This window comes from Thermus sp. CCB_US3_UF1, assembly GCF_000236585.1.
Classification (GTDB): Bacteria; Deinococcota; Deinococci; order Deinococcales; family Thermaceae; genus Thermus.
The window spans coordinates 1,494,259-1,514,296 of the sequence record NC_017278.1 but is presented as its reverse complement, the minus strand read 5'-3'; the positions used below and the strand labels follow the sequence as shown (position 1 = coordinate 1,514,296).

Genomic DNA, 20,038 nt, shown 5'->3' with positions numbered 1-20,038 from the left:
CCTCACCTGCCGTAGACCAGGCTGGGCAGCCAGGTGGCCAGGCCGGGGAAGAGCATGACCAGGGCCAGCCCCAGGATCTGCAGGAGGAGAAAGGGGAGGGCGGCCCGGTAGATGACCCCCATGGGGATCTGGGGGGCCACGCCCCGCACGTAGAAGAGGGCGTAGCCGAAGGGCGGGGAGAGGAAGGACATCTGCATGTTGACCAGGTAGAGGACCCCAAACCACAAGGGGTCAAAGCCCAGCTGCCGGATGATGGGCACGAAGACCGGCACCGCCAGGAGGAGGATCCCCACCCAGTCCAGGAACATCCCCAGGATAATCAGGATGAGCTGCATGAGGATGAGGATCCCCCAGGGGGAAAGCCCCGTGCTGAGGAGGAGCTCGCTGATGTAGCGGTCCCCCCCCTGGGCCACGTAGAAGGCCACGAAGGCGTTGGCCCCAAAGATGATCCAAAGGACCATGGCCGTGGCCTTGGCCGTCTGCTCCAGGGCCAGGCGCAGGTTCTTCCAGCTGAGCCTGCGGTGGAGGGCGGCCACCCCCATGGCTCCGAAGGCCCCCACCGCCGCGGCCTCCGTGGGGGCGGCCAGGCCCAGGAAGATGGTGCCCAGAACCAAGAAGATGAGGACCAAGGGGGCCCAGATGCTCCGCAGGGCGCGCCAGCGTTCCCGCCAAGAGGGGGCTTCTTCGGGGGGGATGCGGGGGGCCCCCTTGGGGTTTACCAGGGCGTAGACCACGGAGAAGAGCATGTAGAGCCCCGAAAGCACCAGTCCGGGCAGGACCGAACCCAGGTAAAGCTCCCCCACCGACTGGTTGGCCACCAGGCCGTAGATGATGGCCAGCACGCTGGGGGGGATGAGGATGCCCAAGGTACCCCCGGCCATCACCGTGCCCGCGGCCAGCACCGGGCTATACCCCCGCCGCAGCATGGAGGGGAGGGCCACCAGGGCCATGGTGACCACCGCCGCCCCGATCACCCCCACCATGGCCGCCAGCACCGTGGAAGCGGCCACCGTGGCCACCGCCAGCCCCCCCGGCACCCGGCCCAGCCACTTGTAGGCCACATCGAAGATCTCCTCAATGAGCCCCGATTTCTCCAGCATGGAGGCCATGAAGATGAAAAGGGGGATGGCCGCCAGCAGGTACTGGGTCATGTTGTTCCACATGCGCTGGGGCACCAGGGCCAGGGCCTCGGGGCTCCAAAGCCAGGCGATGAAGCCCACGGCCACCCCCCCCACCAGGAAGGCCAGGGGATACCCGGTGAGAAGGAGGAGGAAGAGGCTGCCGAACATCAGCCAGGTGAGGGTTTCAATGGGCATGGTCTTCCTCCTTGCCCAAGAGGACCAAGAGGTCGCGGACCAGGTTGGCCAGGCCCTGGAGGAGGAGCAAGGCCGCCCCTAGGGGGATGGCCAGCTTGAAGGGGTAGATGGGGATGGCCTGGTTGGCCAGGGAAAACTCCCGGTTCTGCCAGGAGGCCAGGAAGAACTTCCAGCCGTAGACCAGAAGGGTTCCCGCGAAAAGGGCCAGGAAGACGAAGCCCAGAAGGTTCACCAGGGCTTTGCCTTTGCGGGAAAGCCGGGCGTAGAACACGTCCACCCCCACGTGGGCCCGCTCCCTTAGGGCGTAAGCCCCGGTGAGGACGTAGAGGAGGCCGAAAAGCAAGGTGGAAACCTCATGGGCCCATTGGGTGGGGGCGTTGAAGAAGTAGCGCCGCACCACTTCCACCGTCAGGATGAGGACCGCGGCCAGGGTCAGCCAGGCGGCCAGGCGGCCCGACCACAGGCTGATGGCCTCCACGAGGCCCACCAAGCGCAGGAGGGTGTTCACAGCTGTCCCCTAGAGGCTCAACCCCCGCACGTCGGCATCGGTCACGTAGCCCAGGGCCTTCATGTACTCCAGCTGGCTGGCAAAGGCCTCGCGGGCGTACTTGTCCTGCTTGGCCCACTTGAACCAGATGGGGATGGCCACCCGGCGGAACTTGCGCACGTCCACCGTGGTAAGGCGGATGATCTGCACCCCGGCGGCCTTGTACTTGGGCCAGGTTTCCAGGTTGGCCTTCTGGATCCCGGCGTAGTGGATCCAGCTCCACTCGTGCACCGCGGCCTCAAACCGCTCCTGCAGGTTCTTGGGCACCGCCCGCCAGCGGGAGAGGTTCAGGGTGATGTCCGCCAGGTCCACGGGCTGGTGGATGCAGGGGGTTTCCGGCGGGCCCATGATGATGTACTTGGTCACCTGGTGGAAGCCCAGGTTGTAGTTCACCGCCGGGCCCACGAAGTCCGCGGCGTCGATCACCCCCCGTTCCAGGGCGGGGTAGACCTCGCCGCCAGGCAAAAGAACTGTGGCTGCACCGGCCGCAGAAAAAACGTCGGCTATCATACCCCCGGGCACCCGGAGTTTTACCCCCTTGAAGTCCTCAAAACTTTTGATGGGTTTCTTGGAGTGGATGAGGTTGTAGTCGTGCTGCACTGGGCCCACGTAGAAAAGCCCCTGCTCCTCAAAGGCCCTGCGGGCCAGGTCCAGGCCGCCTAGGGCGTAGTACCAGGTTTCCCACTGGTCCGGGCGGTCCAGGCCCAAGGGGTAGGAGGAGAGGAAGGCGGTGACCGGCATCCGCCCTGCCCAGTAAAGGGTGAAGGGGTGCATCCCGTCCAGGACCCCGGTCTTCACCGCGTCAAACATGTCAAAGGTGCCCACCACCGCCCCGGCGGGGAAGGTCTGGATCTCAATCTGGCCGTCGGTGAGCTCCTTGACCCGCTCGGCGAACCGCTGGAAGAGGGTATAGCCCACGGTACCCGCGTCCCAAGCGGACTGGATGCGCCAGCGGAACCGGGGGGCCTGGGCGATGGCCAAGGGGCTGAAGGCGGCACTGGCCGCTACGCCGGTGGCTACCTTACGGATGAAGCTTCTCCGGGTTTCCTTCATGGCCTTCCTCCAAAGGGGCTAAGGGGGAGGCTTGAGCGCCGAACGCGGGGATGAAGTTTTCCTGACGGGTCCATGAGAACATGGGAGCCCGGGGTTTGTCAAGCCCCGGCCTCGAGGTTCGGCCATCCCGAACGCCAAGGCCCCGGGGGACCCCCGGGGCCGGAAAGGGGGGCCTAGGGGCGCAGGCGGGTGTACATGCGGGGGAAGGGGATGGCCTCCCGCACGTGGGCCAGGCCGCAGATCCAAGCCACGGTGCGCTCCAGGCCCAGGCCGAAGCCCGCATGGGGGACGCTGCCGAAGCGGCGGAGGTCCAGGTACCAGCCGTAGACCTCCTCGGGCAGGCCGAACTCCCGGATCTTCTGCCTCAGGCGCTCCAGGTCGTGGATCCTCTGGCTTCCCCCGATGATCTCCCCGTACCCCTCAGGGGCCAGGAGGTCGTCGTTGAGGACCAGCTCAGGGTCCTCGGGGTCGGGCTCCATGTAGAAGGCCTTGATGCGGGCGGGGTAACGTTCCACAAAGACGGGCCGGTCAAACTGGCGGCTGAGGGCGGCCTCGTGGGGGGCGCCGAAGTCCTCCCCATAGGGGAGGGGGGGGATTTCGGGGTCCTTCTCCCGCAGGCGGTTCACCAGGGCCACGGCCTCCTTGTAGGTGAGGCGGGGGTAGTGGCCTTGGGCTGCGGGCTCCAGGGCCTTGGGGTCGCGTTCCAAGAGTTCCAGCTCCTTGGCCCGCCTTTCCAGGACCCGGCCCACCAGGTAGCTCACCAAGGCCTCCTGGAGGGCCATGTTCTCCTCATGGGTCATGAAGGCCACCTCGGGCTCCACCATCCAGAACTCCAGGAGGTGGCGCCGGGTTTTGGAGCGCTCGGCGCGGAAGGTGGGGCCGAAGGTATAGACCTTACCGTAGGCCAGGGCCCCGGCCTCGGCGTAGAGCTGGCCGGACTGGGAGAGGTAGGCCTTCTCCCCGTCAAAGAGGTTCACCTCAAAGAGGTCCGTGGTGCCCTCCACGGCGCTAGGGGTGAGGATGGGGGCGTCAAAGCGGAGGAAGCCCCGCTCAGCGAAGAAGTCGTGGATAGCCCTTTCCAGCTCGTCCCGGATACGCATCACCGCGAAGGGGCGGCGGTGGCGGAGCCAGAGGTGGCGGTGGTCCATGAGGAAGTCAATGCCGTGCTCCTTGGGGCCGATGGGGTACTCCCCCTGGGGGAGGGAGACCACCTCGAGGCCCCGCACGGCCAGCTCGTACCCCCCGGGGGCCCTGGGGTCTTCCCGCACCAGGCCGAAGGCCTTGAGGGCGGTTTCCTGGGGCAGGTGGTCCGCCTGCCGGAAGACCTCCTCCGGCACCTCCCCCTTGACCACCGTGGCCTGGAGGAAGCCTGTTCCGTCCCGCAGGATGAGGAAATGGATCTTGCCCTTGGAGCGCTTCCCGTAAAGCCAGCCCCTAAGCTCCACCTCCTGGCCCGCATACTGGGCGATCTCGTGGATGAAGACCCGCATACCCCAAGAGTCTACCCGAGGAGGGAGCGAAGGGCCTCGGCCAGGCCGCAGGCCTCCACGGGGGCCACCACCCGCTTGGCGGCCCGCTGGACGCTTTGGGGCGCGTTGCCCATGGCTATCCCCAGGCCCACGGCCCGGATCACCTCCAGGTCGTTTTCCCCGTCCCCCACCATGCCGCACTCCGCCAGGCTGAGGCCGTAGGCCTCGGCCACGAAGCGGGCGGCGGAAAGCTTGCTCACCCCTCGTTGCGTGAGGGAGACGAAGCGCACCCCGGGCATCTTGGGGCTTTCCGCCACGTGGGCTTCCAGTTCCGGGGGCAGGCCCTCCAGGAAGGCCCCCAAGGGGGCTTGGGGCCCGGCCAGAACCTGGAGGCGGACCAGGGGGCTTGGGAGGCCGAGGAGGTCCGCTCCCTCCGCCTCGAGGCCCAAAAGCCGCTGGTGCTCCAGGAGGAGGGGGCTTTCCCCCTCCACGTAAAACCCCCCGTCCGCGGTGTAGCCCTCCAGGGGAAGGCCAAGCCGGCGGGCCAGGCGCACCGCCTCCTTCGCCGCCCCTTGGGGCAGGGCCTGCACCAGGAGGGGGGTGGCGGGGGGGTCGTGGGGGTCTTGGGCCAGGGCCAGGACCACGGCCCCCGACTCAAAGGCGTGGAGGCCCTTGGGGTCTAGCCGGCGGGCCAGGCCCAAGGCCTCCCCCCTTCCGGGCCGCCCGGTGAGGAGGGCAAGCCGGATCCCCCTCTCTCGCACCGCCTCCACCGCGGGCCAGACGCAAGGGGGCACCCCTTCCTTGCCCACCAGGGTGCCGTCTATGTCCACAAAGAGGAGCCGCACCATCAGAGCTCGCCCGAGAGGACCACCGCCGCCTCCCCCCCGATCTGCACCCCGTAGGGCTGGCCCGTGGGGCTATACTCTACCACCACCTCCACCACCCCCGGGTTGCCCAGGCGGTGCCCCTGGTAGATGGTGAGGGCCACCCGGCCCTCCCGCCTGGGCACCACCCCGGCCCGGGCCAGGAGCGCCCCTAAGGCGGCGTTGGCCGAGCCCGTCACCGGGTCCTCGGGGATGCCGAGGAGGGGGGCAAAGTCCCGGGCGTAGAAGCTCCTGGGGCCCATGGGGGCGTAGGCGTGGACCGTGGCCACCTCCAGGCGGCGGGAGAGCTCGCTCAGGAGCCTCATCTCCGGCTCCAGGGCGTCCACCACTCCCGGGGCCACCAGGGGGACGAAAAGGCTCCAAAGCCCGGTGTAGGCCACGCCGTAGGGCAGGCCCCGGTGCAGGTAGCGCTCGTCCGAGCCCAGGGCCTCGAGGGCCTCCTTCAGGGCCTGGTAGGGGGGAAGGTCGCGGAAGCGGGGGGCGGGGCCCCGCACCAGGGCCTTCTTGGGCTCCCCCTCCTGGTAGAGGATCTCCACCGGTAGGGCCTCCGTGGGGGTGTGGAGGTAAAGCCTTTGGCTTCCTTCGGGGGCCAGGCCCAGGCGCACCAGGGTCAGGCCCAAGGCCACGGCGGCGTGCCCGGAGAACTCCACCTCCCCCGAAGGGGTAAAGAAGCGCACGGCGAAGACCTGGCCCTGCCGCTCGGTGACGAAGGCGGTTTCCGGCTCGGCCAGGCGGCGGGCGGTGGCCCGCATCTCCTCCGCCGTCATCCCCCGGGCGTCCAGGACCAGGGCCACCCGGTTGCCCGCCCCTGGGGTGGAGGCGAAGGCGTCCACGATCACGTAGGGGATCCTAGCCATGCCCGACCACCTTGAGGCCCAGCTCGCGAAGCTGCTCCTCGGAAACGGGGCTTGGGGCCCCGGTGAGGGGGTCTTTGCCCTCCTTGTTCTTGGGAAAGGCGATGACCTCGCGGATGGAGGGGCTTCCCGTCATCAGGGCCAGGAGGCGGTCCAGCCCCCAGGCGATCCCCCCGTGGGGCGGGGCCCCGTACTCCAGGGCCTCGAGGAAGAAGCCGAACTTTTCCCGCTGCTCTTCCTCTCCGATGCCCAGGACCCGGAACATCCGGGCCTGGAGATGGGGGTCGTGGATGCGGATGGACCCCCCGCCCACCTCGGTCCCGTTGAGCACCAGGTCGTAGGCCAGGGCCCGCACCCGGCCCGGCTCGGTGTCCAAAAGGGGCAGGTCCTCCGGGTGGGGGTGGGTGAAGGGGTGGTGCATGTAGGTCCAGGCCCCCCGCTCCTCGTCCCACTCCAGAAGGGGAAAGTCCACCACCCAGAGGAAGCGGAAGCCCTCCCGGGGAAGGGCCAGCCTCTCCGCCAGCCTGAGCCGCACCTGGCCCAAGGCCTCCGCGGCCTTCCGCCAAGGGCCGGCCACGAAGAGGAGGGTTTCCCCCACCTTGGCCCCCAGGGCTTCCAGCAGGGCTTCCCGGATGGAGTCCAGGAACTTGGCCACGCTTCCGGAGAACCCTCCCTCCTCCACCCGGGCCCAGGCCAGCCCCCCCGCCCCGTGGCGCTTGGCCACCTCCTCCAGTTCGGCGATCTCCTTGCGGGAAAGGGCCTGGGGCACCACCAGGGCCTTTACCCGTTCCGCCTGGCGGAAAGGGGCAAAGGCGCTTTCCCGGAAGAGGTGCCCCACCTCCTTGAGCTCGAGGCCAAAACGGGTATCGGGCTTGTCCGAGCCGTACCGCTCCATGGCCTCCCCGTAGGGGAGGCGGGGGAAGGGCAGGGCAAGCTCCACCCCCAGGGCCTCGCGGAACACGTGGGCCATGAGGCGCTCGTTGAGGGAGAGGACGTCCTCCACCTCCACGAAGCTCATCTCCAGGTCCATCTGGGTGAAGTCGGGCTGGCGGTCGGCCCTCAGGTCCTCGTCGCGGAAGCAGCGGGCGATCTGGAAGTAGCGGTCCAGGCCCGCCACCATCAGCATCTGCTTGAAGAGCTGGGGGGACTGGGGCAGGGCGTAGAAGAGGCCGGGCTGGTGGCGGTAGGGCACCAGGAAGTCCCGGGCCCCTTCCGGGGTGCTTTTGGTGAGGAAGGGGGTTTCCACCTGGACAAAGCCTTCCCGGTCCAGGAAGTCCCAGATGGCCTTGATGACCCGGTGGCGCAGGCGCAGGTTCTCCTGCATGCGCTTGCGGCGCAGGTCCAGGTAGCGGTACTTGAGCCGAAGCTCCTCCGAGGCTTCCTTTTCCTCCTCCCCCCGCCAGCCGGGGTCCAGGGGGAAGGGAGGGGTTTTGGCCTCGGCCAGCACCTCCAAGGAGGTGAGGGCCACCTCCACCTGCCCCGTGGCCAGGCGCGGGTTGGCCTCGGGGCGGAGGCGCACCACTCCCTTGGCCCGCACCACCCACTCCGAGCGCACCCTTTCCGCCACGGGGTAGGCGGGGCTTTCCGGGTGGGCCACCAGCTGGACCAACCCTTCCCGGTCCCGGAGGTCCAGGAAGATAAGCCCCCCCAGGTCCCGGCGGCGGCTTACCCAGCCCTCCAGAACCACCTCCTCCCCCGCGTGCTCGGCCCTAAGACTCCCGGCGTAGTGGGTACGGCGCATAATCCTCCAAATCTTACCGGATGCTCAGGCCAAGGCGGAAAGCAAGAACCCCAGGGCCTCCCCCTGGGGGAGGCGCACCTGTTCCCCGGTGGCCAGGCGCTTGAGGGTCACTTCCCCCGTCCTGAGCTCGTCCTCGCCCAGGAAGCCCACGAAGGCGGCCTGGCGTTTCAGGGCCTCCTCCACCCCTTTCCCCGGCTTCTTGGGGCTTAGGGCGTACTCGGCCCGCAGGCGGGGGCGCAGGGCCTCGGCCAGGTAGAAGGCTTCGGCCACCGCCTCCTCCACCAGGGGGACCAGGTAGAGGTCGGGCCCCCTCTCCTCGGCCAGGGTGAAGCCCTCGGCCTCCAGGGCCAAGGCCACCCGCTCCACGCCGAAGGCAAACCCCACCCCGGGTACCCTAGGCCCCCCCAGGAGCTCGGAAAGCCCGTCGTACCGCCCCCCACCCCCCAGGGCCGACTGGGCCCCGATCTCCTGGTGGTGCACCTCAAAGGCGGTGCGCACGTAGTAGTCCAGGCCCCGCACCAGGGAGGGCTCCAGCTCGTAGGGCACGGAGAGCCTTTCCAGGTGGCGTTCCACTGCTTGGAGGTGGGCTCGCGCCTCCTCCCCCAGGAAGTCCAGCATGGGCCTCACCCCAAGCTCCCGGAGGAGGGCCTGGTCCTTCTCGCTTTTGGAGTCCAGGATGCGCATGGGGTTCAGGTCCAGGCGTTCTTGCGAGTCCTCGGAGAGCTCCGCCCGGTAAGGGGAAAGGCATTCCCGTAGGTAGGCGTTGTACCGGGTGCGGTCCTCTGGGTCCCCCACGGAGGAGAGCTTGACGGAAAGCCGCCTTAGGCCCAGTTCCTTCAGGCTCTCGTAGAGGAGGAGGATGGCCTCGGCGTCCAGGATGGGGCTTTCCGAGCCCAAGGCCTCGTAGTTTACCTGGTGGAACTGGCGGTACCGGCCCCTTTGCGGCCTTTCCGCCCGGAACATGGGCCCCGCCATCCAGAGGCGCACGGGCTGGGCCCAGACCTTCATCCCGTGTTCCAGGTAGGCCCGTACCATGGCCGCGGTGCCCTCGGGACGCAAGGTTAGGGAGCGTCCGCCCCGGTCCTGGAAGGTGAACATCTCCTTGCGGACGATGTCGGTGGCGGCTCCTACGCCCTTTTCAAACACCTGGGTTTCCTCAAACACTGGGGTCAGGAGCTCCAGGGCCCCCGCCGCCTCCAGCACCCTGCGGGCGGTGGCCACGATGTGCTGGTGGAGCCTAAGCTCCTTGCCAAAAAGGTCCTTGGTGCCGCGGACGGCCATACCCCTTCACTTTAGCGCGGGATGTTATCCTGGGTCCCATGGGAAGGCGGGGGGCGTGGTTTCTTTATGCCCTCTACCTCTTCCTCACCCTGGGGGCCTCCACCGGGGTAGCCCTGCAGCTTTACCTGATGCAGCGGCAAAACCCCTCCCTGCGCGCCGACCTCTGCCAGGCCCCGGGGGAGGCAAGGGAGGTGGACCACTCCCCCCTCTGCGGCTTGCAGGTGGCCCCGGGCCTGCCTCCCCTCGAGGCCCCCGCACCCCCTACCCCCATCCAGGTCCTCCGGGTCCGGCCCGAGGGGCACCCGGGCCACCCCCCCGCCCTCTCCCGGGCCCTGGTTCCCCGGGCCCCTCCTTTCGCCCTGGCCTAGCGAGGCAGGAAGAGGCTTTGGGCGAAAGGAGGGTGCGTGTGCAAGCGGTGGTCTTGACGCAGGATCTGGAGTTGTACGCCCGGGTGGCGGGCGTGTTGGGCCAAGACGGCTGGAAGGTTTCCTGGCAGAGCGGCAGGGGCCTGGTCCTGGCGGACCCGGCCTTTTGGGAAAGGGGCCAGGTGCTCCTTTGGCGCACCCCGGGAGGGCTTAGGGCTTACGATCCGGAGCGGCTGGCCTTCCTCACCCGTCGGGATGACCCTAAGACCCTGGCCGAGGGCTTAAGGGGGCGGCTTGGCCTCCGCCTCCTGCCTGGGGAGGTGGGGGTGCTCCTGGCCCTGGGCCTGGGGGTTCCCCCGGAGGCCAAGGCCTTGGCCCGGGGCCTGGGGATGCCCCCCCACCGGGCCCGTTTCCACCTCAAGGGGTTGCGCAACAAGCTGGGCCTAGCCTGGGAGGAGATCCTCCGCCTGGCCCGGCATCAGGTGCAGGTAGCGGGGCTTGAGGACCACCCGGATCCTCTGGCCTGGGCCAAGGCGCAGGCGCTCCTGCACGTGCCGGGGCAGGAGGAGGGAAAGGGGTACAGGGCCCAGGAAGCGGCCCCGGTAGGCCAGGCCCTCGGGGTATAGGCTTTCCAGAACCCCTTCCAGGAGGTTTTCCGGGGGTGGGGGGCGGTCCTCCCGCACCACCAGGACCTCCTCTGCCCGCACCCCCAGCCAGGCCCGCCCCCCGGGCCCGGCCCAGGGGGGAAGGGGGAGGCGGAGGGCCACCCCTTGGAGCTCCACCCCTCCCTCGAGGACCCTCACGGGGAAGAGGTTCTCGTAGCCCAAAAGCCGGGCCACCGCCACCTCCTGGGGGCGGGCCAGGACCTCCGCCGGGGGGCCTTCCTGCAGGATCCGCCCCCGCCCCATCACCACAAGCCAGTCCGCCATCCGGGACAGGTCGGGGTCGTGGCTTACGGCCAGGGCGGGGACACCTTCCCGGCGGATGAGGGCCACCAGCTCGGCCAGCACCTGGCCCTTGGTGAGGGGGTCTAGGGCGCTGGTGGGTTCGTCCAGGAGGAGGAGTTCCGGTTCCCGGGCCAGGGCCCGGGCCAGGGCTACCCGCTGGCGCTGGCCACCGGAGAGGGCCTGGGGGCGCTTTTCCGCGTGTTCCAGAAGCCCCACCCGGCCCAGGAGGGCCAAAGCCCTTTCCTTGCGCCCGGGGCCCTTTAGGGGAAAGGCCACGTTTTCCCAGGCGGTCATGTGGGGGAAGAGGGCCAGGTCCTGAGGGAGGTAGCCTATGGGCCGCCTTTCCGGGGGGAGGTGCCGGTAGGGCTCCCCTTCGGCGGGCACCAGGCCGGCCAGGGCCTTGAGGAGGGTGGTCTTGCCCACGCCGCTTTCCCCCAGGAGGACGGTGAACCCCCGGATCTGGAAGTGGGCCTCGAGGGGAATGGGCCGCCTTATCCGGTAGTGGACCTCCACGCCCGCCACCTCCTTTCCAGGGTCCGCACCGAAACCAGGATGGCCAGGCTCAGGCCCAGGAGGACCCAGGAGGCCTCCTCGGCCTCCGCGAAGCGCAGGGCCTGCACCAGGTCGTAGAGGTAGATGCTCACCATCTGGGTCTTCCCCGGGATGGACCCCCCCACCATGAGCACCACCCCGAACTCCCCCAGGGTGTGGGCGAAGCCCAAAAGGGTCCCGGAGAGGAGGCCCGGCCACACCAAGGGGAGGATGATCTGGCCCCAGACCCGCCACCAGGGGGCTCCCAGGGTGCGGGCCACCTCCAGCAGGTTCCGGTCCAAGGACAAGAAGGCCTCCCGGTAGGCGGTGAAGACGAAGGGCAGGCTAAAGAGGACGCTGGCCAGGACCAGGCCCTCAAAGCGGAAGGCCCAGGAAAGCCCGGTGAGCCGGGTCCAGATCCCCTCGGGGCCCAGGAAGAGGAGGAGGTAAAACCCCAAGACCGTGGGGGGCAGGACCAGGGGCAGGAGGACCACCGCCTCCACCAGGGGTTTGCCCGGGAAGGGGCGGAAGGCCAAGAGCCAGGCCAGGGGGATGCCCAAGAGGAGGAGGAGAAGGGAGGAAAGGAGGGCCACCCTCAGGGAAAGGGCCAGGGCGGTCCAGAACTCGGGGGCCAGCATCTACTCCCCCGGCAGGAGGAAGCCGTAACGCCGGAAGATGGCCCGGCCCTCAGGGCTTCCCACGAAGCGGTGGAAGGCCAGGACCTCGGGCCGGGCCCGCCCCTTGAGGACCACGTAGGTTTGCTCCAGGAGGAGGTGGCTGCCCATGGGGGCCAGCCAGAACACCCCGGGCCGGGAGAGGCTTTCGTGGATCGCCAGGGGCAGGGCCAGGATCCCCGCCTGGGTGGCCGCCACGGCCAGCTGGGCGGCGTGGGCGATGTTCTCCCCGTAGACGAAGGCGAACCGGGGTTTGCCCCGGCGGAGGGGCTCGGCGTCCCAGTAGGCCTCCACCCCCCGGGTGAGGCTTTCCCAGGGGATTTCCGCCCAGGCCAGCTGGGCAAAGGGTTTGGCCAGGCCGGGGATAGGGGCATCCGGCCGGCGTTTCAGGAGGCCGTAGCGCTCCAGGAGGGTGATGGCGGCCCGGCCGTAGGGGGCGTGCACGGGGTTGGCGATGGCCAGCTGGGTGACCCGGGGGTCCTTGAGGGCCTGGGGGCCGGGCTCCAAGCCCAGCCTCCGGTCCAGCCAGACCACGAGGCGCCCCAGGGCGTAGAGCCTGCGGCTTCCCCGCTCCGCCAGGCCCCGCTCCTCTAGGAGCCTGGGGTAGAGGCTTTCCGCGGAGAAGAAGAGGTCGGCCTCGAGGCCTTGGGTGAGCTGGGTGTAAAGCCGACCGGAGGAGCCGAAGGCCAGGCGGACCTGCACCCCGGGGTTTTCCGCCTGGAAGGCCTGGGCGATCTCCGGCAGGGCGTACTGCAGGTCGGAGGCGGCCACCACCCGGACCTCCCTTTGCCCCAGGGCCCATCCCGAGGCCAGAAGCAGAAGCCAAAGAAGACGCTTCACCCTTGCCTCCTTTTCCACCCTGGCGGGCGAAGAGGGTATCCCCGCCCCGGCCCGGTAAGCCCCAGGGGTCTTGCCGGGCCCGGAGGTGGGGGCATTCTACCTAAAAAAGGGGCTCCTGGCTCACGGCCTTGACCTGGCGGCGCTCCTTGGGGGGGAGGGTGAGGAGGACCCGCTTCACCTCCTGGATGTCCAGCCAGGTGAGGTGCTTGGGGCTGCCAGGGGCCCGGCTGGGGTTTCGCAGCAGGTAGGCCGGGTGGAACATGGGGAAGACCCGGATCCCGTGCCAGGCAAACCACTGCCCCCGCACCTTGGTGATGGAGACCTTCTCCCCCAGGAAAAACTCCGCCGCCACCGCCCCCAAGGGGACGATGATCTGGGGGGCGATGAGCTCAATCTGCTTCAGGAGCCACTTGTCCGTGCAGATCTTGGCCTCGTCGGGAAGTGGGGCGCGGTTGCCGGGAGGGCGGCACTTGACGATGTTGGCGATGTAGACCTCCTCCCGGGGGATACCCGCGGCCTCGAGGATCCGGTTCAGGAGCTGGCCCGCCTTGCCCACGAAGGGGCGGCCCGTTTTGTCCTCCTCCTCCCCCGGGCCTTCCCCTACGATCATGAGCTGGGCGTCGGGGTTCCCCTCCCCGAAGACCACCTGGGTCCGGCCCTCGGCCAGGCGGCACGCGGTGCAGCTTTGGGCCTGGGCGCGCAAGAACTCCAGGGTCATTGCAGGGGTTTCCTGGCCTTCCGGGCTTCCCGGCGGGTCTTGGGGTCCAGGCCGATCATGAGGAAGAAGTTCTCCAGGGCGTTTTCCTGGCCCTTGATCTCGGGGTGCTGGTCCTCCGGGGTGCCGGTCACGAAGGGCAGGGACTTGTAGAGTTCCAGGGCGTACTGGACCACGGCCTCCGGCCCCTCGGCCTCCGCCACCTCGGCCAGCTTGGCATAGACCTCGCGCCGGGCCTCGGCGTGGCGGCGGAAGACCTCCGGGTTGGGCGTTTCCGGCGCCCGGAGGACGTCCTGCTTGGCGATGCGGCGGTAGTGCTTCAAGCCCCGAACGATCTCCTCCGTGGTCAGCGTGATCTTGAACTCCATCCCCGCTCCTTTCCGGCCTTAGGGCCCTACCTTTGGCAGATTATAAGCCTCTTCACCGGGAGCTGCGTATACTTGGGGGGATGGAGGTTTTGGGGCCCTATTGGCTGCGGCGTATTCTCGCCCATGTTGGGACCATTACCGTCTACGAGGGCCAGGACACCCGTACCGGGATGCCGGTGATGGTCCTCAAAGGGGCCCAAGGGTCCCCGGTGGCCATGGAGGGGGTCCTGCCCCTCCTGGAGGCCACCCCGGAGGCCTGGATCCTGGAATGGCCCTTGGGGGCCGTGCCCCTAAGCCAGTACCTGGGGGTGGCGGACCCTGGCCGCTTGGAACTCTGGCTCAAGGAGATGGCCCGGCTCTTGCAGGCCCTGAAGGCCCAGGGGGTGGCCTACGCCCCCTTGCCGGAGCTCTGCCTGGTGAAGGGCAAGCGGGTGTGGCTTGGGGGGGTGGGGCTGGCCTCCCTTTCCGGGGAGCCGGAAAAGGCCCTGGCCGGCCTGGCCCGGGCCCTGGCGGGGGAGCGCTGGCCGGATTTTCCCCTAAGGCAGGGGGTGGAGGGCGTGGAGCGGGGGGAGGTGCCCCTCGAGGCCCTCTTCGCCCCCCCACCTTCCCAGGAAGAAAACCCCCCTCCCCCCGAGCCGCCCTCCCCGCCCGCGCCTTCCCGTAAGCAGCTTTCCGTGGAACCCGTGCCCGAACCCCAGGAGGCCCCAGGGCCTGCCCCGGAGAAGACCCCCAGCCGCCCCCGCGTCATCCGCATAGAGGAGAGGGAGGAGCCCCCTTTCCCCGTGATGGAGCCCCCTTCCCCAAGGAGGCGGCGTGGGGTGGGGCTTGGGCTCTTGGCCCTGCTCCTCCTCTTGGGGCTTGGCCTTTTCCTCCTCCGCCCCCTGCCTGCACCGCAGGAAGGCCATGTGATGGAGTTCCGCACCGACCCCCCCACGGAGAAGGCCGAGGTGGTTCTCCTGGAAGCCCCCGAGGGTTCTCGGATGCTCCCAGGAACCCTCCTCCTCACCGCCCCTGGCCGGGTGGAGTTTGACCGCCCGGGGGTGTACCGCCTGCGCATCCGGGTGGCGGGGCGGGACCCGGTGGACTACCTCCTGGAGGTGCCCGGCCCTCCCCTTACCATCAAGGTACGCTAGGCCCATGACGGAGCATCCCGCCACCTACCGCTACCGCTACTTTTTCGCCGGAGAGGCCGCGGGGGAGGGTCGGCTGGAGGTGCGGCCCCAGGGAAAGGGTGTGCGGGCCGTCCTCACCGCCGAGGTGCACCTGCCCTTGCCCAAGACCCGGCAGCGCTGGCAGACGGAAACCGACCCTGAGGGGTACTCCCTCTACTTCTCCGAGCGGGTGGAGGCCCGGGAGGCCCGCCTCTTCACCGTGGAAAGGCTGGAGGTGGAGGGGGTGGTCCTGGTCACCCAGGGCAAGGAGAGCCTGGCCCTGCCCTACCTCACCCCCTACCACGACCCCCTTTCCCTCCTCCTCTTCCTCCCCCGCCTAGAGCTCCTGCCCGGGGAGGTGGCCCGCTTCCCCATGCCCGGGGGGCGGGCCTACGTGGAGCGGCTTTCCGACCTCGAGGTGGAAGGCCGCCTCCGCCGCCACTACCGCCTGCGCCCTGGGCTTACCCTGGTCCAGCTGGAAGAGGACCTTCCCGTGCGCCTGGCCCAGCAGGTGGGGGACCACGTGTTTGAGGCCGTGCTGGAAGGGGTGGAGGAGGTGAGGCGCCGCCGCCGCTGGGTATAGTGGAGGCATGATCTACCGCGCGGAGGAGGTGAGGGAGCGCTTCGCCCGGCGGGGGCTCTCTTTTGACCCCAAGGTGGAGGAGGTGGTGCGGGGCATCCTCGAGGCGGTGCGGGCGGAAGGGGATGCCGCCTTGGACCGCTTCAGCCTGGACCTGGACGGCCACCCCGTGGAGGAGATCCCCAAGCGCGCCTGGCGCCAGGCCTACGAGGACCTGGACGAGGCCCTGCGGGATGCCCTGGAAACCGCCAAGGAGCGCATTGAGGCCTTCTACCGCGAGGAGGCCAAGGGCGGCTTCCTGAAGGCGGATGCGGCCGGGGTCCTGGGCCAGCTGGTGCGGCCCCTGGCCCGGGTAGGGGTCTACGTGCCCGGGGGAAGCGCCCCCCTTCTTTCCAGCCTCCTCATGAGCGTGATTCCCGCCAAGGTGGCCGGGGTGGGGGAGGTGATCGTGGCCAGCCCCCCTAGGGTCCACCCCGGGGTGCTGGCCGCGGCCTGGGTGGCGGGGGCGGACCGGCTTTTCGCCATGGGCGGGGCCCAGGCCATCGCCGCCCTGGCCTACGGCACCGCCCGCGTGCCCCGGGTGGACAAGATCGTGGGCCCCGGGAACGCCTACGTGGTGGCGGCCAAGCGCCAGGTCTACGGGGTGGTGGGCCTGGACGGCCTGGCGGGTCCCACGGAGACCATGCTGGTGGCCGATGGTTCCGCCTCGCCCAAGCTCCTTGCCGCCGACCTCCTGGCCCAGGCGGAGCACGGGCCCGACTCCGAGCCCTGGCTCCTCTCCCCGGATAGGGCCCTCCTAGAGCGGGTGGAGGCGGAGCTCTACCGCCAGCTTCAGGACCTCCCCCGGGCGGAGATGGCCCGGAAGGCCCTGGAGCGGGGGGGGCTGGTTCTCACCCAGGACCTGGAGGAGGCCTTGGCCCTGGCCAACCTCTACGCCCCCGAGCACCTCTGCCTGGCCCTCGCCGACCCTTTGCCTTGGCTTGGCAAGGTGCAAAACGCCGGCGGGGTCTTCCTGGGGGAGGGAAGCCCTGAGGCCCTGGGGGACTACATCGCCGGCCCCAGCCACGTGATGCCTACCTCGGGCACGGCCCGCTTCCAGGGGGGCTTGGCCGTGCGGGACTTTCTCAAGGTGATCCCGGTGATCGGCCTGGGGGAGAAGGCGGTGCGGGAGCTTTCCGCCAAGGGGGCGGTTCTGGCCCGGGCCGAGGGCCTGGAGGGGCATGCCCGTTCCCTGGACCTAAGGCAATGAAGATCCTCCACGAACTCCTAGGCCCCCTGGAGCTTCCCGACCGCCTGGAGCGCCTGGTAAGCCTGGCGCCCAACCTCACCGATGCCCTCTTCGCCCTGGGGGTGGGGGAGAGGCTTATAGGCCGGAGCGCCTTCTGCCACCGCCCCCCCCAGGTGCTCTCCCTGCCCGTGCTCTCCTCCTACACCAAGACCCGCACCGAGCTCCTAAGGCGCCTAAGCCCCGACCTCGTCCTCCTCTCCACCGGGGTGCAGCGGGAGCAGGCCTTAAGGCTTAAGGAGGAGGGCTTTCCCGTCTACGCCGTGCCCTTGCCCACAAGCCCGTATGGGATCCTGGAAAACCTCTCCACCCTGGGGCACCTTTTGGACCTCGAGGACCGTGCGGACGCCCTGGCCCACGGGCTCGCCCTCCGTTACGCTGCCCTCAGGGGGCGGTTTGGCCTGAGGGTCTACTTTGAGATGGACCTGGGAGGGCCCATCACCGTGGGCCGGGGGAGTTACATCGCCCAGGCCCTTCTCCACCTGGGCCTCAGGCCCATCTTCCTGGACGTGCCCCAGGCCTACTTCGTCCCCGACCTGGAGGAGGTGAAAAGGCGCAAGCCCGACCTCTTCCTTTATGAGCCCAAACCCTGGGGCAGGAACCCCCTGGAGAAGGCCCGGGCCTTGGCGGCGGCCCGGGGCTGGGACCTCCCTGTGGCCGCCACCGATGGGGACGAGCTGGCCCACTACGGCCCCATGTTCTTCGGCTTTCTGGAAAAGCTGGCCTCCCGCCTCGAGGCTACCTTAGCCCAGGCTTAAGCCGGGGGCATCCTCTGGGGGGTAAAGTGGGAAGCATGAAGCCTTTGGCCCTTCTGGGGCTCCTCCTGGGCGGTGTCTTGGTGCTCTCGGCTTGCTTCCAAGCCCCACCGCCTCCACCGCCCCAAGGGGGGTGTACCCCCCGGGCCAGCGGCAAAGCCCTTTCTGCCCAAGGCCATGACCTGCTTGGCCTTCAAGGTCTTGGGGATTTTTCTTCCCCCTATGCCCTGGGTGAGCTCCTGGTGCTCTTTGGGGGCGTGGCGCCCCAGGCCCTTTTAGCCCAAGTGGAAGGGATTCAACCCTTGGGAAAGGTGGGCTCTAGCTTTTTCCGCGTCCGAACGCGCGTGGGCCAGGAACGCGCCACGGCCCAGGCCCTTCTGCGAGCGGGGGCTAGGTGGGTGCAGCCCAACTACATATACCGGCCCCTAGCCCTTCCTAACGATCCCCATTACGAGGATCGCCAAAAGTCCCTGCTCAATGGCCTCGTGGGCCTCGAGGCGGCTTGGAACGCCTCCACGGGCGATCCTAGCCTAATCCTCGCCGTGGTGGACACGGGGTATTTGCCCCACGAGGACATGGCTGGCAGATGGTATCTGCCCCCTGGGGAAACCCTGGATCTGGCTGATGGGGATGCGGACCCCCTGGACGATATCCCTCTTCCTGCCGGGCGGGGCCATGGCCTAGCGGTGGCCTCCATCCTGGGGGCCGCTACCAACAATGCCAAAGGCATGGCTGGGGTCACGTGGGGGGGCAGGATCCTCCCCCTCAAGGCGGCCCGTTCCGAAGACGGCGAGATGCTCACTTCCTACGTGGCCCAGGCGGTGGATAAGGCGGTGGCCCTGGGTGCCAAGGTGATCAACCTTTCCCTGGGCGGCCCGGCTTCCGATCCGGTTCTGGAGAGCGCCTTGGTTCAGGCCCGCAGCCAGGGGGTGGTCCTGGTAGCCGCTGCTGGCAACGGCGGTGGAGAGGGTTTGCTTTACCCCGCAAGCTCCCCAAGCACCCTTGCCGTGGGCTCGGTGAACGCTTCCCGCCAAAAGTCCCGTTTCTCCAACTGTGGACCCGAGTTAGACCTGGTGGCTCCAGGGGAGGGTGTTTGGGGTGCATCCGACCAAGACGGCTATGTCCTCTGGAGCGGCACCTCCATGGCTGCCCCTGTGGTGAGCGGAATAGCGGCCCTGTACCTGTCCCAGTACTGGGAACTCCGGGGTCAATGGCCCACGCCCGACCAGGTCCGCCTTTGCCTAACCGCCACGGCCCAGGACCTAGGCCCTCCTGGGCGCGATACGGGCTATGGCTTCGGCCTGGTGCGGGCGGACCGGGTGATGGCGAACACCACCCTTTGCTTCCCCTAATCCGCCTCACCTGGCGGGGTGTACACTAAGCCCCCGTGCGGCGCGCCCTTTTGCCCTTGGCCCTCCTTTTCCTCATCGCCCTTGGCCTTTGGGCCTACCCCCTCGTGGGCCCTGCGGTGCGCCACGGGGCCCTGCCCCACCCTGGGGGCCTGCGGGAGCCCCTGACCCTCCTCGTCTACGGTTCCAGCCCGGAGTACCTGGGCTACCACCGGCGGGCCCCTGAACGTTTCCGGGGGCTTGCGGACACCATCTTGCTGGTACGCCTAGACCCGGGGAGGAACCGGGTGGCGGTCCTCTCCGTGCCCCGGGACCTTTGGGTGGAGCTTCCCGGGTATGGCGGGCATAAGGTGAACGCCTATAGCCCCTTGGGCGGCCCGAACCTCATGGTGGAGGCCGTGGCCCGGGCTACTGGGGTGCGGGCGGAACGCTACCTGGTGGTGAGCACGGAAGCCCTCCGCAAGGGGGTGGAGGCCCTAGGGGGGGTGCGCCTTTGCGTGGAGAAGCCCATGCGCTACCGGGATCGGGCGGCGGGGCTGGAGATCCACCTGGAGCCGGGGTGCCAGGTCTTGAACGGCTTCCAGGCCGAGGGATACCTGCGCTTCCGCAAGGACGCTTTGGGGGACATTGGCCGGGTGCAGCGGCAACAGGCCTTCTTCCATGCCCTTAAGGACCAGATCTTTTCCCCCGCCGGGCTTTTGCGCCTTCCCCAGGTGGTGGCCGCGGTGGAGCCTTACGTAAGGACCGACCTGACCCGGGAGGAGAAGGGGAGGCTTTTGGGATTTGCCCTAAGGCGTCCTGTCCTGGTGAGCCTTCTCCTCCCCGGCCATTTCGGCGGGGGAGGGTGGCAGGTGGACCCGGAGGCCCTAAGGGAGGTGCGGGCCCTCTACTTCGGGGAGGGGGTCCAGGTGGGGGAGGTGGGGCTTGCCGGGCGGTCCGTGGCCTTGGTCTATGGCCCCGGCCAGGAGGCCCTGGCGGAAGGGGCCCGGGAGCGCCTCCACCGTTTGGGCCTTAGGGTGCTCAGGCGCCCTTCAGACCTGGTCCCGGCCCGTACCGAGGTCCTGGAAAACGGCCCCGGGTTCCTGGCCCAGGCCCTGGGAGGGGCCTTGGGGGTGCCCTACCGCATCTCCGGGGAGGCGGTCTTGGGGGCAGACCTCACCCTACGCCTTGGCGAGGAGGCCCCCTTTCGTTAGCATGGGAAGCGTCCGCCGGGGTGGCGGAACGGTAGACGCTGCGGACTTAAAATCCGCTGGGGGGATACCCCCGTACGGGTTCGAGTCCCGTCCCCGGCACCAAAGGGCCCCGGGCCACCCGGGGCCTGTGCGTTTGGGCT

The 20,038-nt window shown here is 68.9% G+C and carries 20 protein-coding genes and 1 tRNA gene; 8 read left to right on the top strand and 13 right to left on the bottom strand.

Features of this window, described 5'->3' with window-relative positions; all coding sequences use genetic code 11:
- Positions 1 to 2: 2 nt before the first annotated feature.
- From TCCBUS3UF1_RS07510 to hisS, 8 genes are all read right to left on the bottom strand, one after another.
- The gene (locus tag TCCBUS3UF1_RS07510; RefSeq protein ID WP_014515916.1) at positions 3 to 1,316 is read right to left on the bottom strand and encodes a TRAP transporter large permease subunit; all 1,314 of its coding nucleotides are present in this window, start codon (positions 1,314 to 1,316) and stop codon (positions 3 to 5) included.
- On the bottom strand, positions 1,306 to 1,824 hold the full coding sequence (locus TCCBUS3UF1_RS07505) for a TRAP transporter small permease subunit (RefSeq protein WP_014515915.1): 519 nt from the start codon (positions 1,822 to 1,824) through the stop codon (positions 1,306 to 1,308). Before TCCBUS3UF1_RS07505 ends, TCCBUS3UF1_RS07510 begins: the two co-directional genes overlap by 11 nt.
- A gap of 9 nt (positions 1,825 to 1,833) precedes the next feature.
- A complete protein-coding gene (gene dctP / locus TCCBUS3UF1_RS07500; RefSeq protein ID WP_014515914.1) occupies positions 1,834 to 2,916 on the bottom strand; it encodes a TRAP transporter substrate-binding protein DctP in 1,083 nt (360 codons plus the stop codon).
- 173 nt (positions 2,917 to 3,089) lie between these two features.
- Complete coding sequence (asnS, locus tag TCCBUS3UF1_RS07495; protein ID WP_014515913.1) at positions 3,090 to 4,406, bottom strand: asparagine--tRNA ligase; 1,317 nt, start codon at positions 4,404 to 4,406, stop codon at positions 3,090 to 3,092.
- 11 nt (positions 4,407 to 4,417) lie between these two features.
- The gene (locus TCCBUS3UF1_RS07490; RefSeq protein ID WP_014515912.1) at positions 4,418 to 5,233 is read right to left on the bottom strand and encodes an HAD family hydrolase; all 816 of its coding nucleotides are present in this window, start codon (positions 5,231 to 5,233) and stop codon (positions 4,418 to 4,420) included.
- Entirely contained in the window at positions 5,233 to 6,126 is an 894-nt protein-coding gene (locus tag TCCBUS3UF1_RS07485) for a PhzF family phenazine biosynthesis protein (protein WP_014515911.1), read from the bottom strand. Before TCCBUS3UF1_RS07485 ends, TCCBUS3UF1_RS07490 begins: the two co-directional genes overlap by 1 nt.
- On the bottom strand, positions 6,119 to 7,864 hold the full coding sequence (gene aspS / locus TCCBUS3UF1_RS07480; RefSeq protein ID WP_014515910.1) for an aspartate--tRNA ligase: 1,746 nt from the start codon (positions 7,862 to 7,864) through the stop codon (positions 6,119 to 6,121). The genes TCCBUS3UF1_RS07485 and aspS overlap by 8 nt, the downstream gene beginning before the upstream one ends.
- A gap of 24 nt (positions 7,865 to 7,888) precedes the next feature.
- Positions 7,889 to 9,145 (bottom strand): histidine--tRNA ligase, encoded by a 1,257-nt coding sequence (gene hisS, locus TCCBUS3UF1_RS07475; RefSeq protein WP_014515909.1) that lies wholly within the window; start codon positions 9,143 to 9,145, stop codon positions 7,889 to 7,891.
- Positions 9,146 to 9,183: 38 nt separating this feature from the next.
- Between hisS and TCCBUS3UF1_RS07470 the strand changes: the two genes are divergently transcribed.
- Complete coding sequence (locus tag TCCBUS3UF1_RS07470; RefSeq protein WP_014515908.1) at positions 9,184 to 9,513, top strand: hypothetical protein; 330 nt, start codon at positions 9,184 to 9,186, stop codon at positions 9,511 to 9,513.
- 440 nt (positions 9,514 to 9,953) lie between these two features.
- Here the strand turns inward: TCCBUS3UF1_RS07470 and TCCBUS3UF1_RS07465 are convergent, their stop codons facing one another.
- The 5 genes from TCCBUS3UF1_RS07465 to TCCBUS3UF1_RS07445 form a co-directional block, all read right to left on the bottom strand.
- Entirely contained in the window at positions 9,954 to 10,979 is a 1,026-nt protein-coding gene (locus TCCBUS3UF1_RS07465; protein ID WP_155983279.1) for an ABC transporter ATP-binding protein, read from the bottom strand.
- Positions 10,949 to 11,623, bottom strand: a complete 675-nt coding sequence (gene modB / locus TCCBUS3UF1_RS07460) for a molybdate ABC transporter permease subunit (protein WP_041434005.1) — start codon at positions 11,621 to 11,623, stop codon at positions 10,949 to 10,951. The genes TCCBUS3UF1_RS07465 and modB overlap by 31 nt, the downstream gene beginning before the upstream one ends.
- 3 nt (positions 11,624 to 11,626) lie before the next feature.
- Positions 11,627 to 12,502, bottom strand: a complete 876-nt coding sequence (modA, locus tag TCCBUS3UF1_RS07455; RefSeq protein ID WP_014515905.1) for a molybdate ABC transporter substrate-binding protein — start codon at positions 12,500 to 12,502, stop codon at positions 11,627 to 11,629.
- Positions 12,503 to 12,602: 100 nt separating this feature from the next.
- Positions 12,603 to 13,220, bottom strand: a complete 618-nt coding sequence (locus tag TCCBUS3UF1_RS07450; protein WP_014515904.1) for a uracil-DNA glycosylase — start codon at positions 13,218 to 13,220, stop codon at positions 12,603 to 12,605.
- Positions 13,217 to 13,585 carry a hypothetical protein gene (locus tag TCCBUS3UF1_RS07445; protein WP_014515903.1) on the bottom strand — a complete coding sequence of 123 codons (369 nt, stop codon included), beginning with the start codon at positions 13,583 to 13,585 and terminating at the stop codon, positions 13,217 to 13,219. Before TCCBUS3UF1_RS07445 ends, TCCBUS3UF1_RS07450 begins: the two co-directional genes overlap by 4 nt.
- 80 nt (positions 13,586 to 13,665) lie before the next feature.
- On the opposite strand from TCCBUS3UF1_RS07445, the gene TCCBUS3UF1_RS07440 reads away from it, so the two are divergent.
- The 7 genes from TCCBUS3UF1_RS07440 (at position 13,666) to TCCBUS3UF1_RS07410 (ending at position 20,000) form a co-directional block, all read left to right on the top strand.
- Positions 13,666 to 14,718 carry a hypothetical protein gene (locus TCCBUS3UF1_RS07440; RefSeq protein WP_041433823.1) on the top strand — a complete coding sequence of 351 codons (1,053 nt, stop codon included), beginning with the start codon at positions 13,666 to 13,668 and terminating at the stop codon, positions 14,716 to 14,718.
- 4 nt (positions 14,719 to 14,722) lie between these two features.
- Positions 14,723 to 15,319 (top strand): hypothetical protein, encoded by a 597-nt coding sequence (locus TCCBUS3UF1_RS07435; protein ID WP_014515901.1) that lies wholly within the window; start codon positions 14,723 to 14,725, stop codon positions 15,317 to 15,319.
- A gap of 7 nt (positions 15,320 to 15,326) precedes the next feature.
- Positions 15,327 to 16,565, top strand: a complete 1,239-nt coding sequence (hisD, locus tag TCCBUS3UF1_RS07430; RefSeq protein WP_014515900.1) for a histidinol dehydrogenase — start codon at positions 15,327 to 15,329, stop codon at positions 16,563 to 16,565.
- Entirely contained in the window at positions 16,562 to 17,359 is a 798-nt protein-coding gene (locus TCCBUS3UF1_RS07425; protein WP_014515899.1) for a helical backbone metal receptor, read from the top strand. The genes hisD and TCCBUS3UF1_RS07425 overlap by 4 nt, the downstream gene beginning before the upstream one ends.
- A 341-nt stretch (positions 17,360 to 17,700) precedes the next feature.
- Positions 17,701 to 18,708, top strand: a complete 1,008-nt coding sequence (locus TCCBUS3UF1_RS07420; protein WP_231291386.1) for a S8 family serine peptidase — start codon at positions 17,701 to 17,703, stop codon at positions 18,706 to 18,708.
- Between the two features lie 35 nt (positions 18,709 to 18,743).
- Entirely contained in the window at positions 18,744 to 19,898 is a 1,155-nt protein-coding gene (locus TCCBUS3UF1_RS07415; RefSeq protein ID WP_014515897.1) for an LCP family protein, read from the top strand.
- 14 nt (positions 19,899 to 19,912) lie between these two features.
- Positions 19,913 to 20,000 (top strand) — tRNA-Leu (locus TCCBUS3UF1_RS07410).
- The last annotated feature ends 38 nt before the right edge of the window (positions 20,001 to 20,038 follow it).